Origin of the sequence: Ilumatobacter sp. (genome assembly GCF_965215205.1) — a bacterium.
Classification (GTDB): Bacteria; Actinomycetota; Acidimicrobiia; order Acidimicrobiales; family Ilumatobacteraceae; genus Ilumatobacter_A.
The window spans coordinates 1,186,584-1,207,837 of record NZ_OZ244049.1; the positions used below are offsets into that span (position 1 = coordinate 1,186,584).

The 21,254-nt window shown below is 72.2% G+C and carries 20 protein-coding genes; 14 read left to right on the top strand and 6 right to left on the bottom strand.

Going from position 1 to position 21,254, the window contains the following annotated elements:
• The first annotated feature begins 26 nt into the window (after positions 1 to 26).
• The 3 genes from ACOOHC_RS05635 (at position 27) to ACOOHC_RS05645 (ending at position 3,162) form a co-directional block, all read left to right on the top strand.
• Positions 27 to 683, top strand: a complete 657-nt coding sequence (locus ACOOHC_RS05635; protein WP_420453031.1) for an amino acid ABC transporter permease — start codon at positions 27 to 29, stop codon at positions 681 to 683.
• A complete protein-coding gene (locus ACOOHC_RS05640) occupies positions 680 to 1,582 on the top strand; it encodes an amino acid ABC transporter permease (protein WP_420453032.1) in 903 nt (300 codons plus the stop codon). Before ACOOHC_RS05635 ends, ACOOHC_RS05640 begins: the two co-directional genes overlap by 4 nt.
• 71 nt (positions 1,583 to 1,653) lie before the next feature.
• Complete coding sequence (locus ACOOHC_RS05645) at positions 1,654 to 3,162, top strand: leucyl aminopeptidase (protein WP_420453033.1); 1,509 nt, start codon at positions 1,654 to 1,656, stop codon at positions 3,160 to 3,162.
• Here ACOOHC_RS05645 and ACOOHC_RS05650 read toward each other — a convergent pair.
• Positions 3,125 to 4,324, bottom strand: coding sequence for an MFS transporter (locus tag ACOOHC_RS05650; RefSeq protein WP_420453034.1), 1,200 nt, complete (start codon positions 4,322 to 4,324; stop codon positions 3,125 to 3,127). The two genes, ACOOHC_RS05645 and ACOOHC_RS05650, sit on opposite strands and share 38 nt — an antisense overlap.
• A 98-nt stretch (positions 4,325 to 4,422) precedes the next feature.
• Positions 4,423 to 5,208: a hypothetical protein gene (locus tag ACOOHC_RS05655; RefSeq protein WP_420453035.1), complete on the bottom strand. Its 786-nt coding sequence runs from the start codon at positions 5,206 to 5,208 to the stop codon at positions 4,423 to 4,425.
• 129 nt (positions 5,209 to 5,337) lie between these two features.
• On the opposite strand from ACOOHC_RS05655, the gene ACOOHC_RS05660 reads away from it, so the two are divergent.
• The gene (locus ACOOHC_RS05660) at positions 5,338 to 6,606 is read left to right on the top strand and encodes a DUF3048 domain-containing protein (protein ID WP_420453036.1); all 1,269 of its coding nucleotides are present in this window, start codon (positions 5,338 to 5,340) and stop codon (positions 6,604 to 6,606) included.
• A gap of 69 nt (positions 6,607 to 6,675) precedes the next feature.
• Positions 6,676 to 8,502 carry a DUF2207 family protein gene (locus ACOOHC_RS05665; protein ID WP_420453037.1) on the top strand — a complete coding sequence of 609 codons (1,827 nt, stop codon included), beginning with the start codon at positions 6,676 to 6,678 and terminating at the stop codon, positions 8,500 to 8,502.
• Between the two features lie 45 nt (positions 8,503 to 8,547).
• Here the strand turns inward: ACOOHC_RS05665 and ACOOHC_RS05670 are convergent, their stop codons facing one another.
• A complete protein-coding gene (locus tag ACOOHC_RS05670; protein WP_420453038.1) occupies positions 8,548 to 10,125 on the bottom strand; it encodes a peptide chain release factor 3 in 1,578 nt (525 codons plus the stop codon).
• 107 nt (positions 10,126 to 10,232) lie between these two features.
• Between ACOOHC_RS05670 and ACOOHC_RS05675 the strand changes: the two genes are divergently transcribed.
• On the top strand, positions 10,233 to 11,006 hold the full coding sequence (locus tag ACOOHC_RS05675) for an SIR2 family NAD-dependent protein deacylase (RefSeq protein WP_420453039.1): 774 nt from the start codon (positions 10,233 to 10,235) through the stop codon (positions 11,004 to 11,006).
• A gap of 68 nt (positions 11,007 to 11,074) precedes the next feature.
• The gene (locus ACOOHC_RS05680) at positions 11,075 to 11,251 is read left to right on the top strand and encodes a DUF1059 domain-containing protein (protein ID WP_420453040.1); all 177 of its coding nucleotides are present in this window, start codon (positions 11,075 to 11,077) and stop codon (positions 11,249 to 11,251) included.
• Here ACOOHC_RS05680 and ACOOHC_RS05685 read toward each other — a convergent pair.
• Positions 11,235 to 12,482 (bottom strand): diguanylate cyclase, encoded by a 1,248-nt coding sequence (locus ACOOHC_RS05685; RefSeq protein WP_420453041.1) that lies wholly within the window; start codon positions 12,480 to 12,482, stop codon positions 11,235 to 11,237. The genes ACOOHC_RS05680 and ACOOHC_RS05685 overlap by 17 nt on opposite strands.
• Before the next feature lie 145 nt (positions 12,483 to 12,627).
• Here ACOOHC_RS05685 and moeB point away from each other — a divergent pair, with 145 nt between their 5' ends.
• On the top strand, positions 12,628 to 13,788 hold the full coding sequence (moeB, locus tag ACOOHC_RS05690; protein WP_420453042.1) for a molybdopterin-synthase adenylyltransferase MoeB: 1,161 nt from the start codon (positions 12,628 to 12,630) through the stop codon (positions 13,786 to 13,788).
• 45 nt (positions 13,789 to 13,833) lie between these two features.
• Here the strand turns inward: moeB and ACOOHC_RS05695 are convergent, their stop codons facing one another.
• Together ACOOHC_RS05695 and ACOOHC_RS05700 are read right to left on the bottom strand one after the other, a co-directional pair.
• Positions 13,834 to 14,622 carry a class II aldolase/adducin family protein gene (locus ACOOHC_RS05695; RefSeq protein WP_420453043.1) on the bottom strand — a complete coding sequence of 263 codons (789 nt, stop codon included), beginning with the start codon at positions 14,620 to 14,622 and terminating at the stop codon, positions 13,834 to 13,836.
• Between the two features lie 72 nt (positions 14,623 to 14,694).
• The gene (locus tag ACOOHC_RS05700) at positions 14,695 to 15,627 is read right to left on the bottom strand and encodes an EamA family transporter (RefSeq protein WP_420453044.1); all 933 of its coding nucleotides are present in this window, start codon (positions 15,625 to 15,627) and stop codon (positions 14,695 to 14,697) included.
• 110 nt (positions 15,628 to 15,737) lie between these two features.
• On the opposite strand from ACOOHC_RS05700, the gene ACOOHC_RS05705 reads away from it, so the two are divergent.
• The 6 genes from ACOOHC_RS05705 to ACOOHC_RS05730 all read left to right on the top strand — a co-directional run bounded on the left by ACOOHC_RS05705 (position 15,738) and on the right by ACOOHC_RS05730 (position 21,245).
• Positions 15,738 to 16,442 carry a PH domain-containing protein gene (locus ACOOHC_RS05705; RefSeq protein WP_420453045.1) on the top strand — a complete coding sequence of 235 codons (705 nt, stop codon included), beginning with the start codon at positions 15,738 to 15,740 and terminating at the stop codon, positions 16,440 to 16,442.
• 1 nt (position 16,443) lies between these two features.
• On the top strand, positions 16,444 to 17,952 hold the full coding sequence (locus ACOOHC_RS05710; protein ID WP_420453046.1) for a PH domain-containing protein: 1,509 nt from the start codon (positions 16,444 to 16,446) through the stop codon (positions 17,950 to 17,952).
• A gap of 86 nt (positions 17,953 to 18,038) precedes the next feature.
• Positions 18,039 to 18,422 (top strand): RidA family protein, encoded by a 384-nt coding sequence (locus ACOOHC_RS05715; RefSeq protein WP_420453047.1) that lies wholly within the window; start codon positions 18,039 to 18,041, stop codon positions 18,420 to 18,422.
• An 81-nt stretch (positions 18,423 to 18,503) separates the two neighbouring features.
• Positions 18,504 to 18,977, top strand: a complete 474-nt coding sequence (locus ACOOHC_RS05720) for a sodium:calcium antiporter (protein ID WP_420453048.1) — start codon at positions 18,504 to 18,506, stop codon at positions 18,975 to 18,977.
• A gap of 15 nt (positions 18,978 to 18,992) precedes the next feature.
• Positions 18,993 to 19,568: a sodium:calcium antiporter gene (locus ACOOHC_RS05725; RefSeq protein WP_420453863.1), complete on the top strand. Its 576-nt coding sequence runs from the start codon at positions 18,993 to 18,995 to the stop codon at positions 19,566 to 19,568.
• 78 nt (positions 19,569 to 19,646) lie between these two features.
• Positions 19,647 to 21,245 carry an acyl-CoA mutase large subunit family protein gene (locus ACOOHC_RS05730; RefSeq protein WP_420453049.1) on the top strand — a complete coding sequence of 533 codons (1,599 nt, stop codon included), beginning with the start codon at positions 19,647 to 19,649 and terminating at the stop codon, positions 21,243 to 21,245.
• The last annotated feature ends 9 nt before the right edge of the window (positions 21,246 to 21,254 follow it).

Here is a 21,254-nt window from a genome sequence, read left to right on the forward strand (position 1 = left end):
ACCGTCCTGACCCGGGAGGAGGCACGATGACCTGGTCGCAGTTCCTCGACGAGTACGGCGACCAGCTCGTCGACGCGACCTGGACGACGGTGAAGCTGGCGCTGGTCAGCTTCGCCATCTCCATCGTCGTCGGCATCGTCATCGTCTCCTTCCGGGTCAGCCCGGTCCCGCCGCTCGTGCGGTTCGCGAGCTTCTTCGTGTCGCTGTTCCGCAACACACCGCTGCTGGTCGTGTTCTTCCTGGCCCTGTTCGGCCTCGGCGACCTCGGGCTGGTCTACGACTTCTTCCCCACCGCGGCCGTCGCGCTGGGCCTGTACACCGGTGCCTACATGGCCGAGGCCCTGCGCTCGGGGATCAACGCGGTGCCGCAGGGCCAGGCCGAGGCGGGCCGGGCGATCGGGCTCAACTTCGTCCAGCTGCTCTCGAACGTCGTCATCCCGCAGGCCACCCGCACCGTCATCGGCCCGATCGGGAACCTGTTCGTCGCCAACTTCAAGAACACCGCCGTGGCGTCGACGATCTCGGTCGTCGAGCTCACGGCGCTCTCGCAGCGGATGTTCAACAACGCCGCGGTCGGGACGTGGAGGGTGCTGGCGGTCGTCGCCGTCATCTACCTGATCTTCCTGCTGCCGATGGGCTTCGTCTTCCGGTGGCTCGAGGCGCGCTACTCGATCAAGCGATGAGCACCGCGAACGTCATCACCGAAGAGCTCGGCCCGCGCGGGAAGCGACGCGTCCGGATCGGCACCGCGGTCGCACTCGTCGTGTTCGCGCTCGTGCTGTGGTGGGCGTACCGCAAGCTCGACGAGAACGGCCAGACGGAGATCGCCGGGTGGCGTGCGCTCACCGAGTGGGCGACGGTGAAGTTCCTGTTCGGCGGCCTCGTTGGAACGATCGAGGCGGCCGTCGTCGCGGCGATCATCGCGACCGTGCTCGGCTTCGCGCTCGCCCTGATGCGCCTGGCGAAGTCGCGAGCGGTGCAGATCGTGGCCGTCGCGTGGGTGGAGCTCTTCCGTGCGCTCCCGCTGCTGTTCCTGATCTTCGGGGTGTTCTACCTCGACACGTCGTTCTCGCGCGGGCGGGGTGGGGACGCGCTCCTCGGGACGTTCTGGTCGATCGTCGTCGCGCTCGTGCTCTACAACTCGGCAGTGCTCTCGGAGATCTTCCGCGCCGGCGTGCGCTCGCTCGACTCGGGCCAGTCCGAGGCCGCGCACTCGGTCGGGATGTCGTACTGGCAGACGATGTTCCTCGTCGTCCTGCCCCAGGCCGTTCGCCGGATGATCCCCGCCCTCGTGGCGCAGATGGCGACCCTGACCAAGGACGTGTCGCTCGGCTTCGTGATCAGCTACGTCGAGTTCGTGCGCCGCGGATCGGGGACGGCGAACTTCGGCGCCACCACGAACTTCCAGGCCTACGTGATGATCGGGGTCGTGTACTTCGTGCTGGTGTGGGCCATCGCCCGGCTGGCACGGTTCCTCGAGGGCCGCCAGCGGACGTCGGTCAAGGTCGACGCCCCGGCCGGTGGCGCCGGCGAGGAGGCGACCGACGACGCGATGTCGGTCGCCGCCACCGAGAGCGCCTGAGGCGTCGCTCGATCCGCGCCGACGCGAGATCGGTGTCGGTCATCGCCCGACGACCGGGCATGATGACGACCATGACCGATGCCAGCCACGCCGTCAGCTCCGTCTCCGTGTCCACCGCCCGGTCGGTGCCCGAGGGCGCGACGGCCGTCGGCTACGCCGTGGCGGCGTCGGGGTCCGTCCCACGCCAGCTCGGCGTGAGCCGTTCGACGCTCACCGACAACGGCTTCCACGCGAAGCCGGGCCAGACGCTCGCCGTCCCGTCGAACGACGGTCTGCTCGTCGCCGTGGGCATCGGCGACGCCGACGAGGCCGACGCGGGGGTCCTGCGCCGAGCCGCCGCCGCGTTCACGCGCGCCGCGTCGAGCCACGATCACCTGGCGACGAACCTCGCGGACGCGACGAGCCTCGACCCGACCGAGGCGGCCCAGGCGGTCACCGAGGCGGCGCTGCTCGCGTCGTACCGCTACGTCGGGCTCAAGGGTGACGACGACGTCGCGTCGAACCTGACGGAGCTGACCCTGCTGGCCGCCTCCAAGCGCTCGAAGCAGGTGGGCGCGGGGATCGAGCGCGGGCGCACCATCGCGGGAGCCGCGGCGCTCGCGCGCGAGCTCGCGAACACCCCGCCCACCTACCTCAACGCCGCCGACATCGCTCGGCGCGCGGTCGATCTCGGCCCCGACGCCGGGCTCGAGGTCGAGGTGTTCGACCGCGACGACCTTGAGCAGATGGGGTGCGGGGGCATGCTCGGCGTGAACCGAGGTTCCACCGAGCCCCCGCGGATGGTCAAGCTGACCTACACCCCCGACGGCGCGGACGGCGACGTCGCGCACCTCGCGATGGTCGGCAAGGGGATCATGTACGACTCGGGCGGGATCAGCATCAAGGGCAACGACGCGTTCCACCAGGTGATGAAGATGGACATGTCCGGAGCCGGGGCCGTGCTGTCGGCGATGTCGGCCCTGCGTGCGCTCGACTGCCCGACGAAGGTGACCGCGTGGTTGATGTGCACCGACAACATGCCGTCGGGCTCGGCGCTCAAGCTGGGCGACGTCCTCACGATGCGCAACGGCAAGACGGTGGAGATCCACAACACCGACGCAGAGGGCCGCCTCGTGCTGGCCGACGGGCTCTCGCTCGCCGTCGAGGAGGGCGTCGACGCGATCGTCGACATCGCCACGCTCACCGGTGCGGCGCTGACCGCGCTCGGCCCCGAGGTCGCCTGCCTCCTCGGGACCAACCAGAACTGGATCGACGCCGTGTCGGCAGCGAGCGAACGGGTCGGCGAACCGACGTGGCAGCTGCCGCTGGAGACCGAGCGCTACCGCAAGCTGCTCGACTCGGTCGTGGCCGACATGCGCAACATCGGCGGCCCGTACGCGGGGACGATCACGGCGTCGATCTTCCTGTCGGAGTTCACCGGTGACGTGCCCTACGCCCACCTCGACATCGCGGGGCCGATGAAGGTCGACAGCGACGAGGGGATCTACGCCAAGGGCGCCACCGGGTTCGGGACCCGTCTGCTGATCGACCTCGCGTGCTCGTTCAGCGCACCGGAGCCGGCGCCGTCGCGGCTCGCCTGAGCGGCGACGTCGTCGCGAGCGCCACGACGAGGATCACGAGCACCAGCACGATCGGCGCCGACCGCCCCGAGGTCGCGTCGGCGACCGACCCGGCGAGCGTCGGCCCGATCAGGCCGCCGATCCCGAACCCGCAGAAGACCGCGCCCATCTTGCGTCCGAGGTCCTCGGTGCCGAACACGTCGATGAGCAACGCGGGGGCGACGGCCACGAAGCCGCCGTACGACACCCCGAGCACCACGGCGAAGAGCACCAGCAGGGGGTAGTTGCCCCCGGCGATCAGCCACACCACGAACGCGACCGGCTGGATCGCGAGCGCGGCGCGGTAGACGGCGACCGACCCGAGCCGGTCGGTGATGCTCGTCAGGCCGAGCCGCCCGACGATGCTGGCCAGGCCGATGACCGCCACCAGGCGCGATGCCCCCGCGGAGCTCACGCCCTCGTCGGTCGCGAAGGGGACCACGAAGGCGAAGGCGACGAAGAGCCCCACCGACATCAGCGTGCCGGAGGTGAACAGCGACGCGAACGCCGGGGTGCGCAGGAAGCCCGTCGGCGCGAGCCCGGAGCTCGCCGTGTCGGGGGCCGCCGGTCGTCCTCGGACGGCGGGGAGCGCGGCGAGGAAGATCACCGCCGCCACGACGGCGAGCACCCGGTACCCCGATCGCCACCCGCCCGACGCGATCAGGCTCTCCGACAGCGGGCTGAGCACCAGCGTCCCCACCCCGTTCCCGGTCGCGACCACACCGAGAGCGAGGCCGCGGTGGCGGACGAAGAGCTGCCCGACCTGAGCGGTCAGCGGGGCGACGAAGCACCCCGAGCCGATGCCGACCCCGACCCCGTAGGTGACGTAGCCGACCTCGATGCTCGACACCCGTGCGGTCAGCCAGAGACCGACGACGAAGAGCGTCGCGCCGACGACGAACAGGCGGTGCCGCCCGAACCGGTCGGACAGCGGCCCGGCGACGACGCCGAAGCCGAAGAAGAACAGCAGCGTGATCCCGAACAGCAGCGCCGTCGATCCGCGCTGGGCGCCGAACTCGTCGGCCATCGAGTCGAAGAACGTGCCGAAGGTGTAGGCCGTGCCGAAGGCCATCCCGTTCGCGGTCGAGGCCGCCACCGCCGCCACCCAGGCACGCGTGGAGTCGATCTCGATGGTCGGGACCACGGGGTGAACCTACGTGGCGCCCGCGCCCGCGGACCGACCGAACACGATCGATGCCGGAGGCGCGCGCCGCCCGGTCGTGCCGGGGCGGTCGGCCCGGGTCAGGGCGCCTCGAGCCGACAGGCGTTGTCGGCGGCCTCGGCGGCGGCGACGTCGTTCACCCCGAGGGCGACGAGCTGGTGCTCGATGGCGGTGGCCGGGTCGCCGACCTCGAGCATCGCCACCGCCAGGCGGTGGGCGCGCGAGAGCTCGTCGATCGTGATGGTGGTGCGCTGCCAGCTCTCGTGGGCCTCGACGACGGCGTCGGGCATCCGCCGCAGGTGCCGGTGGGCGACGGTCGGGATCCGGCGCCGGATCGCGAGCCCGTCGCTGGTGGAGTGGGCCAGCCCGAACATCGTGCATCGCTGCACGGCCTTCGAGAACGGCGACGAGCGGCCCGGTGAGTACGACAGCCCCATCGCGCGAGCGGTGGCGGCGAGGTCGAGGTCGTAGCCGTCGGGGGAGGTCTCGAAGCCCGCGACGAGGCGACGGACGAGCCACGTCGCCGTCGGGCCGAGCACCCCGAGCCAGAACCGCTCGACGTAGAGCGAGCGTGGATCGTGACCGGACTCGTCGACGACGGGGTCGATCCACGGCCGGATCGTGACCGTCGACCCGGGGGCCGGTTCGGGATCGGAGGTCGACGCCCTCGCGGGGTCGGCCGGGTGGCGGCGCGATCCCGGCGCGGCCGTCGCTGTCGGTCCCTCGTGCCGCGATCCGGGCCGGGCGACGTGGTGACCCGGAGGTGGCGGGATCGGCCGGGACGGGGCGACGGCGGGCGGAGGGGGCGCGGCGAGGGGCGGGCCGATGTCGGCGGCGAGCGGCGGGATGTCGGTGGGTTCGTCCACGTGGGGTTCCTCCGGGGATCGGTCGCGTCGGGAGGGGTCGGCACGTCTTCCGTGGGTGATCAGAACGCGGAACCGGAAGCGATTCCGGTGACCCGGTCCGCCGCGCCCACCCGGCTACCGTCGGTCGACGTGACCGAGACCCCCGACGGCGACGCTGCCGCGACGCCCGACGGTGAGACGCCGACCGGATCGCGCGACGACGCCGCGGTGTACCGGCGGCGTCGGACCGCGGTCGGTCTCGGCCTCGTGGCGTTCGTCGCCGCCGTCGTCGCGACGGTGGCGAGCACCGCCGGCGGTGGCGCCGATCGGGTCGGCTCGGTGGCCGCGACCACGACGAGCGCCGCGACGACGACCACGACGCCGGCGACCACGACGACCGCCACGACGTCGACCACCACGACGACGACCACGACCACGAGCTCGACGACCACGACCACGACCACCACGACGCTCCCCCCGCCGACGACGATCCTCGACGGTGCCGGCATCCCGGTGTGGCCGCCCTACGAGCTCGCCGGTCCGCTCGACGGGGTCGCCGCGCTCCTCGGCTCCCCGGCGGACGAGAGCATCACCGGTCGGCCGATCCTCGCGGTCAAGATCGACAACCGCCCCCAGGGGCGGCCCCAGTGGGGCCTCGACGTGGCCGACGTGGTCATCGAGGAGAACGTCGAGGGCATCACGCGCTTCGTCGCCCTGTTCCACAGCCAGCTCCCCGACCGTGCCGGGCCGGTGCGCTCGGCGCGCACCGGGGACCTCGACCTGCTCGCGGGGATGAACCGACCGGTCCTCGCCTGGTCCGGTGGCAACCCGGGCGTCACCCGGTGGGTCGGATCGGCCGCCGCGGCCGGCGTCCTCGTCGACTTCAGCGCCCAGTTCAACCCGTGCTACCAGCGGACCTCGTCGCGCCGGGCGCCGCACAACCTGCTCCTGGATCCGGCCTGCGCGGTGACCACCGCGATCGAGCCGGGGCCGGCGCGGCCGCTGTGGACGTTCGACGAGGCGTGGACGCCGCCCGAGGGGTTCGTGGTCGGCGCCGACACCACGTTCGACGTCGGGATGGACAACCTGATCGCCGGGTGGCGCTGGGATCCCGAGCTCGGCGTGTACCTCCGCTCCCAGAACGGGAACCGCCACGTCGGCGTGTCGGGCGCGCAGATCACGGCGAGCAACGTGGTGGTCGTGCGCACCGCCCACCCGCCGTCGACCGTCGACGCCCGATCGCCGAACCCGATCACCGTCGGGTTCGGCCAGGCGACGATCCACCGAGACGGCCTCGCGATCGAGGGCGCGTGGACGCGGGCCTCCCCGTACGACCCGTTCGTGTTCATCGACCCCGCGTCGGGCGAGCCGATCCCGCTCGACACCGGCCGCACGTTCGTCGAGTTGGCGCGCACGTGAGCGGGGGCACCCGGCCGCCGAGCGCGAACCCGGTGGCCGACCGACCGCGCGATCCGCGACGCTGACGTCGTGCTCCGGTCGATCTCACCGCTGCGCCACGTGGTCGTCGCGGCCGGTGTGCTCGGGACCGCGGCGCTGGGTGCGTTCGGCGTCGTCGGCGCCGGTGACGACGGGGTGCTGCGCTCCGAGCACTTCGACGCCAAGCAGGTCGTCGTCACGCCGGCGGGCGTGGACCGACCCGACGGGGTGCGCATCCGCGAGGTCGTCGACATCGACTTCGGGTCGAGCGAGCGCCGTGGCTACCAGCGGATCGTGCCGAACGACTTCGGCGCCCCCGTCGACGTCACCGCGTCGTCGCCCGACGCGGACGCGACCCTCGACGTCCTCCCGATCGGACGTGACACCCGCTTGCGGATCGGCGACCCGGCGATCACCTTCACCGGTCAGCGCCGCTACGTGCTCGAGTACACCCTCCCCGACGCGCAGCTCGCGTCCGGGCGTCTGGCGCTCGACGTGATCGGGACCGACGAGGCGCTGCGCACCGACCGCTTCGAGGTCGACCTCGTCGGGTTCGAGCTGAGCGACCCGAGCTGCGACGTCGGGACGGCGGGGCAGTTCGGCGGGTGCACGCTGGAGCGGGTGTCCGACGGTCGGTACCGGGCCGTCGTGGAGCCGCTCGAGGCCCGCGAGGGGATCAGCGTGTTCGCCGACGTCGACGCGGTCGTCGACACCGCGGTGCCCGAGCCGCCCGCCCTGCCCGACCGGGTGCGCACGGGGTTCCGACCGCTCGGTCTCCTGCAGCTGGGGATCGGCGCGCTGATCGCGCTCGCGATCCACCGCTGGTTCCGTCGGTCCGGTTCGAACGTCGTGTTCGGAGCCGGCGGGGCCGCCGACGCCGCCCACGGCGAGCTCGCCTCCCCGCTCGGCGTCCCCCGGGAGGGCGATCCGGTCGCCGACGTGCCGACCCACCGCGTCCCCGACGACCGCCTCGCCGAGCTGGCGACGATCGAGTTCTCCCCGCCCCGTGGGGTCGAGCCGTGGCAGGGCTACGTGCTGCTGCGCGAACGGGTCGACGACGACAGCGTCTCGGCGTGGTTCTCCGAGATGATCGGGCGCGAGGCGATCGTGGTGACGGGGGAGGGGTCCGATCTGGTCCTGCGCCCGGGGCAGGCCACGGCGCGCCTGAGCGCCGTCGACCGCAGCCACCTCGCCCAGCTGTTCGAGCGGGGCCCCGCCGTCGAGCTCGGGACGTACGACCCCGCCTTCACCTCGGTCTGGTCGAGGATCCGAGCGGAGCAGAAGCGGCTCGTGGACTCCGCCGGGTGGTGGGACTCGCCGCTGTCGGGCTCGTCGGGCTCGTCGTCGGTCGTGCGCGTCGTCGTGTACGCGCTGGTGGCGCTGTTCGTCCTCGCGACGACGGCCACGTCGGCGGCCGTCGCGATCTCCGTGTTCGGGGCGTTCGGCCACTGGCTCGGAGCGGTGGCGCTCACCGTCGTCGTGACGATCGCGCTCGCGGTCACGGCCTACTGGACGATGCTCGCCTCGCGCACCGCGACCGGTTCCGCCCTCGCCCTGAGGACCGAGTCGTTCCGTCGGTTCCTGGAGGCGAGCGAGGCACGCCACGTGGAGTGGGCCTGGGAGCACGGCCTCGTCCGGGAGTACTCGGCGTGGGCCGTCGCTCTCGGGGAGGCGACCGCGTGGTCCGCGGCGATCGAGTCGAGCGACATCGCGCACCCCGAGCGGTTCACGGCCCCGCTGCTGGTGCACTCGTACGGCTCGTCGTTCCGCTCGGCGCGCACGCCTCCGTCGAGCTCCGGCTCCGGCGGCGGCGGTGGAGGCTTCAGCGGGGGCGGTGTCGGCGGCGGCGGAGGCGGGGGCAGCTCGGGGAGCTGGTGACCGCATCGAGCGCGCCGGCTCCGGCCGTCCGACGGGCGGCGACCGTCAGGCGATGATCTGGTCGAGGGTGAGCTCGGGCTCGTTCGCCTCGATGCGCTGGAGCGCGTAGCGGTTCTCGAACAGCGCGACGAGCGCGCCGTCGGTGCGCTGGAGGATGCGCACGCCCTGCTTGGCCCGCAGCGCGTCGGCGGAGGGCGCATCGGTGAGGCGGATGGCCTGGAAGGGCGACCCCGACAGCTCGATCGGGGCGTTGAACTCGACGTCGAGGCGGTTGGCGAACACGTCGAACTGGAGTTGGCCGACCGCGGCGAGCACCGGCGACGCCTCGCCCCAGTCCGGGTCGCGCAGCACCTGGACGACGCCCTCCTCGCCGAGCTGGTCGAGCCCCTTGCGGAACTGCTTGACCTTGCCGGAGTCCTGGGGGCGGGCGGTGGCGAACACCTCGGGGGCGAACTGCGGCAGCTTCGGGAACTCGACGGCCGGCCCCGACTCGTCGTAGAGGGTGTCACCGATGTTGAGCCCGGTCGCGTTGACGAGACCGACCACGTCACCGGGGAACGCCTCGTCGATCGTCGTGCGCTCGGCGCCGAACACGGTGGACGCGTACTTCGTGGCGAACGGGCGGCCGGTGCGCTCGCAGGTCATCACCATCCCGCGCTCGAAGCGCCCCGAGCAGATGCGGGCGAACGCGATCCGGTCGCGGTGGTTGCGGTCCATGTTGGCCTGCACCTTGAACACGAACGCCGAGCACGGCTGCTCGAGGGGGCGCACCGCCCCGTCGACGTCGGCGCGCCCGCCGGGAGCGGGGGCGAGGTCGACGATCGCGTCGAGCAGGTGGCGCACCCCGAAGTTGGTCAGCGCCGAGCCGGCGAACACCGGGGTCGACGCGCCGGCCAGGAACGACGGGAGGTCGACGTCGGCCCCGGTCGCCTCGAGCAGCTCGGACTCCTCCGCGCACTTGAGCCACGCCGCGCCCTCCTCGGCGGCGGCCCGCTCGGCGGGGACGTCCTCCTCCGGCGCGATCTGGCTGCCCCGGGCGGTGCGGGTGAAGCGGGTGAACACGTCGTCGCGGCGGTCGAGGACCCCGCGCAGGTCGCCGAACGAGCCGACCGGCCAGGTGGCCGGCGTGGGGCGGAGCCCGATCTGGTCCTCGATCTGGTCGAGCAGCTCGAGGGGCTCGAGGCCGGGCCGATCGAGCTTGTTGAGGAAGGTCAGCACCGGCAGCTCGCGCGAGCGGCAGACCTCGAACAGCTTCAGGGTCTGGGGCTCGATGCCCTTCGCCGAGTCGAGGACCATCACCACCGCGTCGACCGCGGACAGGACGCGGTAGGTGTCCTCGGAGAAGTCGCGGTGCCCGGGGGTGTCGAGCAGGTTGAGCTCGTGGCCCCGGTACGGGAAGTTGAGCGCCGTCGACGAGATGGAGATCCCGCGCTTCTGCTCCATGTCCATCCAGTCCGACGTCGCCGCCCGGCGCCCCTCGTGGGCCTTGACCGCGCCTCCCGACTGGATCGCACCGGCGTAGAGCAGGAACTTCTCGGTGAGCGTCGTCTTGCCCGCGTCGGGGTGCGAGATGATCGCGAACGTCCGACGACGCTGCGCTTCGTCCACCACCTGGTTCGACACGGCCCTCCACGCTACCGGTGCGCCGCGGCCGGCAGCCGGGGAGCGGCGCCCGTCGTCGAGGCCGCCGGCGATCGCCCTCCGGGTGGCCGATCCGGGCGTCGGCTGGCATGATCGGGCGGGTGAGCGCGCCACCGGACCTCGACACCGCCCGGAGCCTCGTGGAGTCGGCCGAGCGGATCGTCGTGCTGACGGGGGCGGGGATCTCGACCGACTCGGGGATCCCCGACTTCCGCGGCCCCGACGGGGTGTGGACGAAGAACCCGGCCGCCGAGAAGGCGTCGAACATCACCCACTACCTCAACGAGCCCGGGGTGCGCGTCGCCGCCTGGCAGAACCGGCTCACGACCCCGGCGTGGTCGGCGGAGCCGAACGACGGCCACCGGGCGATCGTCGAGCTCGAGCGACAGGGCAGGCTGCACGCCCTGGTGACCCAGAACATCGACGGGCTGCACCAGAAGGCGGGCAACGACCCCGACAAGGTGATCGAGGTCCACGGCACGGTCTGGTTCTCGCGCTGCTGGGAGTGCGAGGACCGGCGCCCGATGGCCGAGGCGCTCGACCGCGTCCGCGCCGGTGAGCCCGATCCGGCGTGCCTCGAGTGCGGCGGGATCGTCAAGAGCGACACGATCAGCTTCGGTCAGGCGCTCGTGCCGGAGGTGATCGATCGGGCGCTGCGCGTGAGCGAGGAGTGCGACGTGATGCTGGCCGTCGGCTCGACGCTGTCGGTGTTCCCGGCGGCCAACTGCGTGCCGCGAGCCAAGGCGTCGGGAGCCGACGTGGTGATCGTCAACGGCGACGAGACCGCGATGGACCGCTACGCCGACCACCTGCTGGTCGGCTCGATCGGCGACATCCTCCCGGCCCTCGTCCCGGGCGCCTGACCGCACGCGGCACGCCTCGGCCGCATCGGCTACGGTCCGTGACGGCGAGCACACAGGGAGGTACGTCGATGGGTGTCAACTTGAGCTGCGGGGACGTGATCCCCGGGTGCGCCGCGGTCTTCGAGGCCGAGGACGAGTCCGCGTTGATGTCGCAGGTCGCCGAGCACGCGCGCACGGAGCACGGGATCACCTCGATGGACGACGAGACGGTCGGTGCCGTCCGGTCGGTCATCCGGCGACCCTGAGCGGCGGCGTCCCCGCTCGTCGCGATCGCTTCTGCTCGTACATCGAGCGGTCGGCGCGGTCGAGCAGCTCGCGGACGTCCGCGTCGGGATCGTCGAGTGCGATCGCTCCGATGCTCGCGTCGACGGTCACCGTCCATCCGTCGCGCTCGACCGGCTGGCGCACGACGGAGCGCAACCTCTCTCCCAGCGTCGCCAGGTCGCCCGCCGACTCGGCGCCCTCCACCAGCACCACGAACTCGTCGCCACCGACGCGAGCGACCGTGTCGCACGGGCGGACGTGGGACCGCAGCCGCGACGCGATCTCGACCAGGACCTCGTCGCCCACCCCGTGCCCGAGGTCGTCGTTGACGTCCTTGAAGCCGTCGAGGTCGATGAAGCACAGCGCACCCGCGTCCGCGCCCGTCGCGATCCGTGACCGGGCGCTCGTCATCCGCTCGACGAGCAGGTGCCGGTTGGCGAGCCCGGTCAACGGGTCGTGGTGCGCCATCGCGGTGAGTCGCCGCTCCTGCTCGCGCCGGGCGGTGGCGTCGGAGATGAGGGTGTAGGTGCGTGCGCCCCCGTCTGCGGAGAGCGTGGCCTTCACCCAGATGTCGACCGCCAGGCGCGAGCCGTCGGGCCGGTCGACGAAGGTCTCGAAGCGGTCGGGGATCGCGACGCCCGCCGCACGGGCCTCGGCGACCAGATCGTCGATCCGCCGCCGCTCGTCGAGGGGGAACAGCGAGAAGAGGGAACCCATCTCGAGCAGCTCGTGCGCCGGGCGGCCGTAGATGGCCGCGGCGGTCGCGTTCACGTGCACGATGCGCGAGCCGTCGCCGACCACGACCCCCTGGTCGTGCAGGTCGTGGGCGCGCGCCCGGTCGATGAGCTCAGCGACGGCCGAGTCCCCCAGGGGGAGCGGGACGACGAAGACCACGATCGCGCGTGGGGCCGCGGAGCGCGCGACCGTCACCTCGGCCGGGCCGACGAGGTGGACGGGGCCGTCGAGCGGAACGGTGGTGGTCCCGTCCCCGCGATGCAGCAGCGCCCGCACCTCGTCGCGCCGGCCCCGCGCGACGATGCCATCGATCCGCCCGCCGACGGCGAGGGTAGACAGCTGCGCGAAGCGCGGGTTCACCGCGACGATGGTCCCGTCGGGATCCACGGCGGCCGTCGCGACGGGGATGGCGTCGATCTCGACGACGGCGGCGTCGGGCGGCCCACCGTCGAGCGCGCATCCCGTCTCGACCTCCATGGAGCGCCTATCGGCACGGGAGGCGGCTCACTCGAACAGGTGAGGCGAAGAACCCGGCGACGACGTCCCCCGACCCGCGTCCGTCGAGGCCCCCGGGCACCGATACCCGACCGGACCGATCGGCTTTCGCCGTTAGGCTCGTCGCATGGCAACGTTCCGCGACCTGCTCTCCGCCGCCAAGTCCTCGATCACCGAGGTCGACACCTCGTCGGCCGAGTCGAGGATCGCCGACGGCGCGCTCGTGCTCGACGTGCGCGAGCCCGACGAGTACGCCGAGGGGGCGCTCCCCGGCGCCGTGCACATCCCCCGGGGCCACCTCGAGGCCCAGGTCGAGGGCAAGCTGCTCGACAAGGAGGCGCCCGTCGTCGTGTACTGCGCCGGCGGGGTCCGCTCGGCCTTCGCCGTGCAGACGATGGAGGAGCTCGGCTACACCGGTGCCGTCTCGATGGACGGCGGATTCGGCCGCTGGAAGGACGAGGGCCGTGACTGGAAGACCCCGGCGTCGCTGAACCCCGAGCAGGCGAACCGCTACAAGCGCCACCTCCTCCTGCCCGAGGTCGGCGTCGAAGGTCAGATCAAGCTGCTCGAGTCGAAGGTGCTGCTGCTCGGCGCCGGCGGGCTCGGCTCGCCCGCCGCGCTCTACCTCGCCGCAGCCGGGGTCGGCACGCTCGGGATCGTCGACATGGACGACGTCGACTCGTCGAACCTGCAGCGCCAGATCCTGCACAACGTGGACCGCATCGGCGACCGCAAGGTCGACTCGGCGAAGAAGACGCTCACGATGCTGAACCCCGACGTCGACGTCGTCACCTACGACACCCGCCTCGACGCGACGAACATCATGGACATCATCGAGGGCTACGACGTGGTGGTGGACGGGGCCGACAACTTCCCCAGCCGGTACCTGCTCAACGACGCGAGCGTCAAGCTCGGCATCCCCGTCGTCCACGGGTCGATCTTCCGCTTCGAGGGGATGGTCAGCGTGTTCCACCCGACCGAGGGGCCGACCTACCGCGACATGGTGCCCGAGCCGCCCCCCGCCGAGCTCGCGCCGTCGTGCGCCGAGGCCGGCGTGCTCGGCGTGCTGCCCGGGATCGTCGGCTCGATCCAGGCGCTCGAGGCGATCAAGCTGATCCTCGGCCTCGGGGAGGGACTGGTCGGACGGATCCTCACGATCGACACGACCGAGATGGAGTTCCGCACCTTCAACCTGAAGTCGGACCCGTCGAACCAGGTCACCTGGGAGAACCGCGATCGCATCCGCATCGAGGAGCTCGAGGGCCTCTGCGCCCCCGGCCTCGACTGAGCCGGTCGCGACCCGAGCGGGGCGGCGTCGGCCGGCCCGACGTCGTCAGTCGAGGAACTCGGGCTCGCGCGCGACGAGCTCGTCCCAGAACGGCTGGAACTGGAACCACCCGGCGACGTCGCTGCCCTGGGCCTTGAAGCCGTCGCGGCAGTACTCCTCGGGGATCTCGATCGGGGTCCCGGCCGACTCGGCGACGAGCTGGCTCTGGCAGCAGCGCTCGAGCGCGATGAACCACCACACCGCCGCGTCGACGGACCCGCCGGTCGTCACCAGACCGTGGTTCTGGTGGATCAGCGCCTTGCGGTCACCGAGGGCGGCGGCCATCTTGCGGCCGACCTCGGTGTCGAGGACGACGGCGCCGCTGCCGTCGTTGCACAGCGCGACGTCGTCGTAGAACATCGTCGAGTCCTGCGTGATCATCTTCAGCGGCAGACCCAGCGACGAGAAGGTCTTGCCGTACATCGAGTGCGAGTGCGCGGCGGCCACGACGTCGGGTCGGGCCTGGTGGATCTGGCCGTGGATCGCGAACGCCGCCTGGTTGAGGGCACCGTCGCCCTCGACGATCTCGCCGGAGTGGTCGACGCAGATCAGGTCGCTCACCGTCATCAGCTTGAAGTTCTTGCCGAACGGGTTGACCCAGAAGCGGTCGGCGTGCTCGGGGTCGCGAACCGTCACGTGGCCGGCCACCCCCTCGGCGAGGTGCAGTCGGCCCATCGTGCGCAGACCGCACGCCAGCCGCTGCTTGCGGTGCAGGCGCTCGGCGGCGAGATCCTCCTTCGAGCTGGTCGCCTCGTCCTGGAGCTCCGCCAACTTGTCGTCGAGCGTGTTCGCCATGATCGTCCCTCCCGGGTGTCGTCGTCTCCTCTCGAGCGTACCCGAGGTCACGCGGGGTGGTCGAGAGGGCGGTCACCCGGGATCGGCGCGCACGACCCGCTCGACGCGCTCGATCTCGTCGCGCTCCTGGATCGCGACGCCGACGAGGACGAGGACGATCCCGACGGCGTCGACCGGCGAGGGCCGCTGGCCGAGCGCGACCCACCCGATCAGCGCGGCGGTGACCGGGAGCAGGGCGAGCAGCAGCGAGAACCGTCGGATCGGGATCCGACGCATCGTGAACTGGTCGATGCCGTACCCGATCGCGTTGGAGAACACCCCGACGAGCAGGCACAGCGCCAGCAGGCCGGGGCTCACCCACACCGGCCCGCTCCACGGCGCGCCGATCGGCGCGACGACGACGGACCCGATCGCGAGGCCGAGGCCGAGGCCGGCGACGCCGCGGTCGACCTCGGCGACCTTCGAGCCGACCACGATGTACGCGGCCCACATCGCGGAGGCCGCGAGGATGAACGCAAGGCCGGTGACGTTGTCGTCGAGCTCGACCCCGCCGAGGACGGCGACGCCGCCGACCGCGAACGCGAGCGCGAGCGCGTTGCGGCGGCTGCGGGTCGACCACGCCGCGACGGCGATCGGGCCGATGAACTCGATCGTCACGCCCTTGCCGAGGTCGATGCGATCGATCGCCAGGTAGAAGAACACGTTCATCGCGGCCGTCGCGGTCCCGAACACGGCGACGCCCGCGAGCTGCGAGCGCGTCCATCCCGAGCGCCACCGGCGCGACACCGCGAGCAGGGCGATCGCCGCGCCCATCACCCGGAACCACGCGACGGTCTGGGGTTCGACCTCGTCGAACAGGCCGACGGCGATCACCGCCCCGACGTACTGGGCGATCGCGGAGAGCACGAAGAGGGCCTCGGGGCGAGCGGTCGACATCCGCTGCGACGCCCGCTCCGATGCGGTGGACCGCGCCGGCGCGGGGCGATGGCCGGACGTGGCGCTCACGGTCTGCACGCTAGGAGTCCACGGCGACGTTCGGAGGCGGCGCGGGCTCGGACGCGGACGGCGGGCACCGAGGTCCGGGTCGGAGCCGATGCCATCGGTACGCTCGGGACGTGACGAACGACGGTGGCGGCGAGTTCGGCGAGGTCCGCAACGACCCGATCGCCTCGGCGCACCTCCCACGTCTCGACGACGTCGAGTTCGAACCGCTCCACCCGCTCTACCTGCGCCTGCGACTCCTCGGCGCTCTGGCCGCGGCCGTGGTCGTGGTCGCGGTCGTCGTCGCGGCGGTCGCCGCGACTCGAGCGCCGGTGGTGCCGGCGATCGCGATCGGTCTGCTCGCGCTCGTGCTGGTCGCGTCGAGCGCCGTCGTCGCCGCGCTCGAGGTTCGCTCGATGGGGTACGCGGTGCGCGAGCTCGACGTCTCGGCGCGACGCGGGCTGCTCAACCGCACGGTCCGCACGGCGCCGTACGCGCGCGTCCAGGACGTCGGGATCGACCGCGGTCCGATCGAGCGTCGACTCGGGCTCGCCACCCTCCAGCTCCGCACCGCGGGAGGCAGCATCTCGGTCCCCGGGATGTCGCTGGACACCGCCGAGCGACTGAAGGCCCTCGTCGTCGATCGCGCCGGCGAGCTCGCCGCCGCCGAGGCGACGGACGACGAGTCGGGCCACGACGCGACGCCGCACGAGGCGTCTGCGCACGAGGCGTCGGCGCACGAGGCGATGCCGCCCGTCCCGCCCCCGCCACCGATCGCCGGCCCTCCGCCGCCCCCGCCGCCCCCGCCGACCAGCCGGTCGCCGGAGGCGGACGGCTGAGGTGACCTCCGCCGTGGACGGGCACGCCGACCGGGAGGGCGCCGATCGCCGACTGCTCGCCCAGCCGACTCGCCAATCGCCGCTCGCCCTCCTCCTGATCGCGTGGCGGTTCCTCCGACGGGCGGGCATCGTCAACCTGGTGGTGGCGGTGATCTTCGTCGCCAGCGGCACCCTGCAGGTCTCGTTGTGGATCGTGGGCGTCGTCGCGGCGACCGTCCTCGCCGGCGTCGCGACCGCGAGCTGGTGGCGCTTCACCTTCGTCGTCCACGACGACGAGCTGATCGTGACGCGTGGGCTGGCGACGGTCGAGCGGCTCATCGTCCCGCTCGACCGGATCCAGAGCGTCGGCATCGAGCAGCAGCTCCTCCACCGCCTGGCGGGCCTCGTCAGCGCGACGGTCGACACGGCCGGGTCCACCGAGACCGAGCTCAGGATCGATGCCGTCGTGCGCGACCGTGCCGAGGCGCTGGCCCGGCTGGCCGCCGAGCAGGACCGTGGCCGCGCCCCGTCGGCCACCGGCGGCGACGGAGCCGTCGTCGACGACCGCGACGACGGCGAGATCGTCCTCCGGCGGACGGCGCTCGACCTGGTCCGCGTCGGCGCGGCGCGGCTGCCGTGGGCGGGGCTCGTGGCGCTCGCCCCCCTGTTCGCGCTCGCCGACGACGTCCGCGATCTCGTCGGCGTCGATCTCGACGCCGACGAGCGGCTGGCCGACGACCTGGCGACGGCGTCCGCCGCCGAGGTCCTCGTCGTCGTGCTCATCGGGTCGGTCTTCGTGACCGTCGTCGGGTTCGTGCTCCAGGTGGTTCGCCAGCTCGTGACGAACTGGGACCTGACCGTGCGCCACACCCGCGGCGGGTTGCGCAGGACCGCGGGACTGCTGACGAAGACGAGCCGCGCCTCGTCGCTGCGGCGCGTGCAGACCATCGCCACCGAGCGCACCCCCGCGCACCGGTGGCTCGGCATCCGCGAGATCGAGCTGCGCACGGTGGGGGAGGGGAGCCTGTCGCTGCCGGGTTCGACCGGTGCCGAGCTCGGTGCGCTGCGCCGGCTCGTCCTCGGCACCGACGCACCGCCCGCGCACGACCGGATGGTGTCGGAGGCGATCGTGCTCCGGGCCGTGCGGAACAGGGCGGTGATCGTCGTGCCGCTCACGATCGCGCTCGTCTCGGCGGGCGGTCCGTGGTTCCTCGTGCTCCTCGCTCTCGTCCCGGTGCGGTGGCTCACGGCGCGAGCGCGCTGGCGGCGGCGTCGGTGGGGCGTCACCGACGACCGGTTGTGCGAGGCGCACGGGTGGCTCACCCACCGCACCGGGGAGCTGTCGCTGGTCAAGGTGCAGACCGTGACGGTGACCCGGAGCCTGTTCGAGCGTCGGCGCGACCTCGCGACGGTGGACGTGCGAACCGCGCAGGGGCACCTCGAGGTGCCGCTCATCGCTCACGAGGAGGCGCGGGCGCTGCGCGATCACGTGCTCGCGGCGGTCGAGACCAGCCGCCGGCCGTTCATGTGACCGCACCGGGCTCGCCTCGGCCCGATGCGGGGGCCGTCGCCGGCGACGGGATCGCTCGGGTGGGCGCGATCGGCGAGGATGGGCGGGTGCTGCGACCCGTCTCACCGTCCTCGATCGCCGCCCCCGCGGCCGACTACGTCCACGCGATGCTCGTCGAGGCGCCGCGGCGCTGGCTGCACACCTCGGGCGTCGTGCCCACCGCCCCCGACGGGACGACCCCGGACGGGGTCGCCGAGCAGGCCGACGTGGTGTGGGGGAACATCGCGGCGATGCTCGCCGACGCCGAGATGGGCCCCGTCGACGTCGTGTCGGTCGTGACCTACGTCGTGGCCGGCGAGGACCTCGCACCGGTCATGGCGGCGCGCGACCGGTTCCTCGACGGTCACCTCGCGGCGTCGACGCTGGTCACGGTGCCCGGGCTCGCCCGCCCGCAGTGGCGGATGGAGGTCGCGATCGTCGCAGCGCGGTGACGTGCCGCGGTGACGAGGAGTCGCGCGCGGTTCGGCGCGATCCGTTCGACGCCGGTCGGTTCCGGTCTACGGTTCGCCGGCGTGGACGTCGTCGTGTGGATCGTCGGTGCGCTCGTCGGCGGGGTCGTCGTCTGGCGCGGGTCGGATCTGCTGGAGACGAGCGCGGAGGGGCTCTCGCTGCACAACGGGCTCCCGCCGGTCGTCCACGGCGCGATGGTGGTCGCGATCGGCTCGAGCTTCCCCGAGCTGTCGAGCACCGTCCTCGCCACCCTGGTGCACGGCGAGTTCGAGCTCGGCCTGAGCGTCGTCGTCGGATCCGCGATCTTCAACATCCTCGTGATCCCGGGCCTGTCGGGGGTGCTGTCGGAGGAGGGCGTCCTCAGCGACAAGGAGCTCGTCTACAAGGACGCGCAGTTCTACCTGATCTCGGTCGCGGTGTTCGTGCTCACGTTCAGCTTCGCCCTGATCTACAACCCCGACACGACCGCCGCCGGCATCGAGACGCTGACGGGGACGATGACCCGCCCGCTCGCGCTGATCCCGATCGCGCTCTAGGGGCTGTACGTCTTCATCCAGCAGCAGGAGGTCCGTGACTCGACCCCCGGCGCGCCGCCCGAGGGCTTCGGGCTCGGCGCGGCGTGGACGAAGCTCGCGGTCAGCCTCGTCCTGGTGGTGATCGGCGTCGAGCTGCTGGTGCGGGCGGCGCTGTTCTTCGGCGACGAGACCGGCATCCCCCCGTTCGTGTGGGGCATCACGGTGATCGCCGCGGTGACCAGCGTCCCCGACGCGCTCATCTCGATCCGCCTCGCCCGTCGCGGCGAGGGGGTCGTGAGCATGTCGAACGTGCTCGGCAGCAACATCTTCGACCTGTTGATCGCCGTGCCGGTCGGCGTCCTCATCGCCGGGTCGATCGCGTTCCAGTTCGGTGTCGCCGTCCCCCTGATCGGGTTCCTCACGCTCGCGACGATCGTCCTCTTCACCCAGCTGCGGACCGGTCTGCTGCTCTCCCGGCGCGAGTGCTGGATCCTGCTCGCGACCTACGCCACCTTCGTGGCGTGGATGGTGCTCGAGCAGGTCGACGTGATGTCGCTGCTCCCGGAGAGCTCCGACACCGCCGCCACGGCGCTCCCCACGGCGACGCGCTGAGCGGGCGCTCGGCGGGCCGCGCCGGCGCGCCGGGACGACCGCTGGGTCGGCCACGGCGGGGGTGCGTACCATCTGCTCATGGCTTCCACGGCGAGCGACGCACCCCCGGAACTGCCCACCACCGATTCCGGCATCCCGATCGCGAAGATCTACACCGGCGAGGCGCTGGCCGACTGGAACGCCGAGCGCCAGCTCGGCCTCCCGGGCGAGGCGCCCTACACGCGGGGCGTCTACCCCTCGATGTACACCGGCCGGTTGTGGACGATGCGCCAGTACTCCGGCTTCGGCTCCGCGGCGCAGACCAACGAGCGGTTCAAGTTCCTCCTCGGTGCCGGCCAGACCGGGCTGTCGTGCGCGTTCGACCTCCCGACGCAGATGGGCTACGACTCCGACGCGGCGCGCGCCGAGGGCGAGGTCGGCAAGGTCGGCGTCGCGATCGACACGATGGACGACATGCGCCAGCTCCTCGCGGGCTTGCCGCTCGACGAGGTGACCACCTCGATGACGATCAACTCGACGGCCGCGATCCTGCTGCTGATGTACGAGCTGGTCGCGGAGGAGCAGGGGGTGACGGCCGAGCAGATCGGCGGCACCATCCAGAACGACCTGCTCAAGGAGTACATCGCCCGGGGGACGTACATCTACCCGCCGCGCGAGTCGATGCGCCTGATCACCGACATCTTCGAGTACTGCTCGAAGCACGTCCCGTCGTGGAACACGATCTCGATCTCGGGCTACCACATCCGCGAGGCCGGCTCGACGGCGGTGCAGGAGATCGCGTTCACGCTCGCGAACGCGATCGCCTACGTCCAGGCGGCGATCGACGCCGGCCTCGACGTCGACGACTTCGCGCCTCGGCTCAGCTTCTTCTGGAACGGCCACAACAACTTCTTCGAGGAGGCCGCGAAGTTCCGGGCCAGCCGGCGCATGTGGTACCGGATCATGACCGAGCGCTTCGGCGCGCAGGATCCGAAGTCGTCGATGCTGCGGTTCCACACCCAGACCGGCGGATCGACGCTCACCGCGCAGCAGCCCATCAACAACGTCGTGCGCGTCGCGATCCAGTCGATGGCCGCGGTGCTCGGCGGGACGCAGTCGCTGCACACCAACGGCTACGACGAGGCGCTCAGCCTGCCGACCGAGACCGCGGCGCGCATCGCGCTGCGCACCCAGCAGATCATCGGCTACGAGTCGGGGGTCACCGAGACCGTCGACCCGCTCGCCGGGTCGTACTTCGTCGAGACCCTCACCGACGAGATCGAGCAGCTCGCCTGGGAGTACATCGAGGCGATCGACGCCAAGGGCGGAGCCGTCGCGGCGATCGAGGCCGGCTTCCAGATGGACGAGATCGAGGACGCCGCCTACTCGTACACGAAGTCGATCGACGACGACGAGCGGGTGGTCGTCGGGGTCAACCGGTTCACCGTCGACGACGATCCCGACCCCGAGCCGTTCCCCGGCGATCCCGACCTCGAGCGCTCCCAGGTCGCCTCCACCGAGGCGTACAAGGCCGACCGCGACACCGCGGAGGTCGAGTCCGCGCTCGCCGCGGTGGCGCACGCCGCGGAGGGGACCGACAACCTGCTCTACTCGATGAAGGACGCGCTGCGCGCCCGGTGCACCCTCGGCGAGATCAGCGACAGCCTCCGCTCCGTGTTCGGCCAGCACACCCCCTGAGGCGGCTCC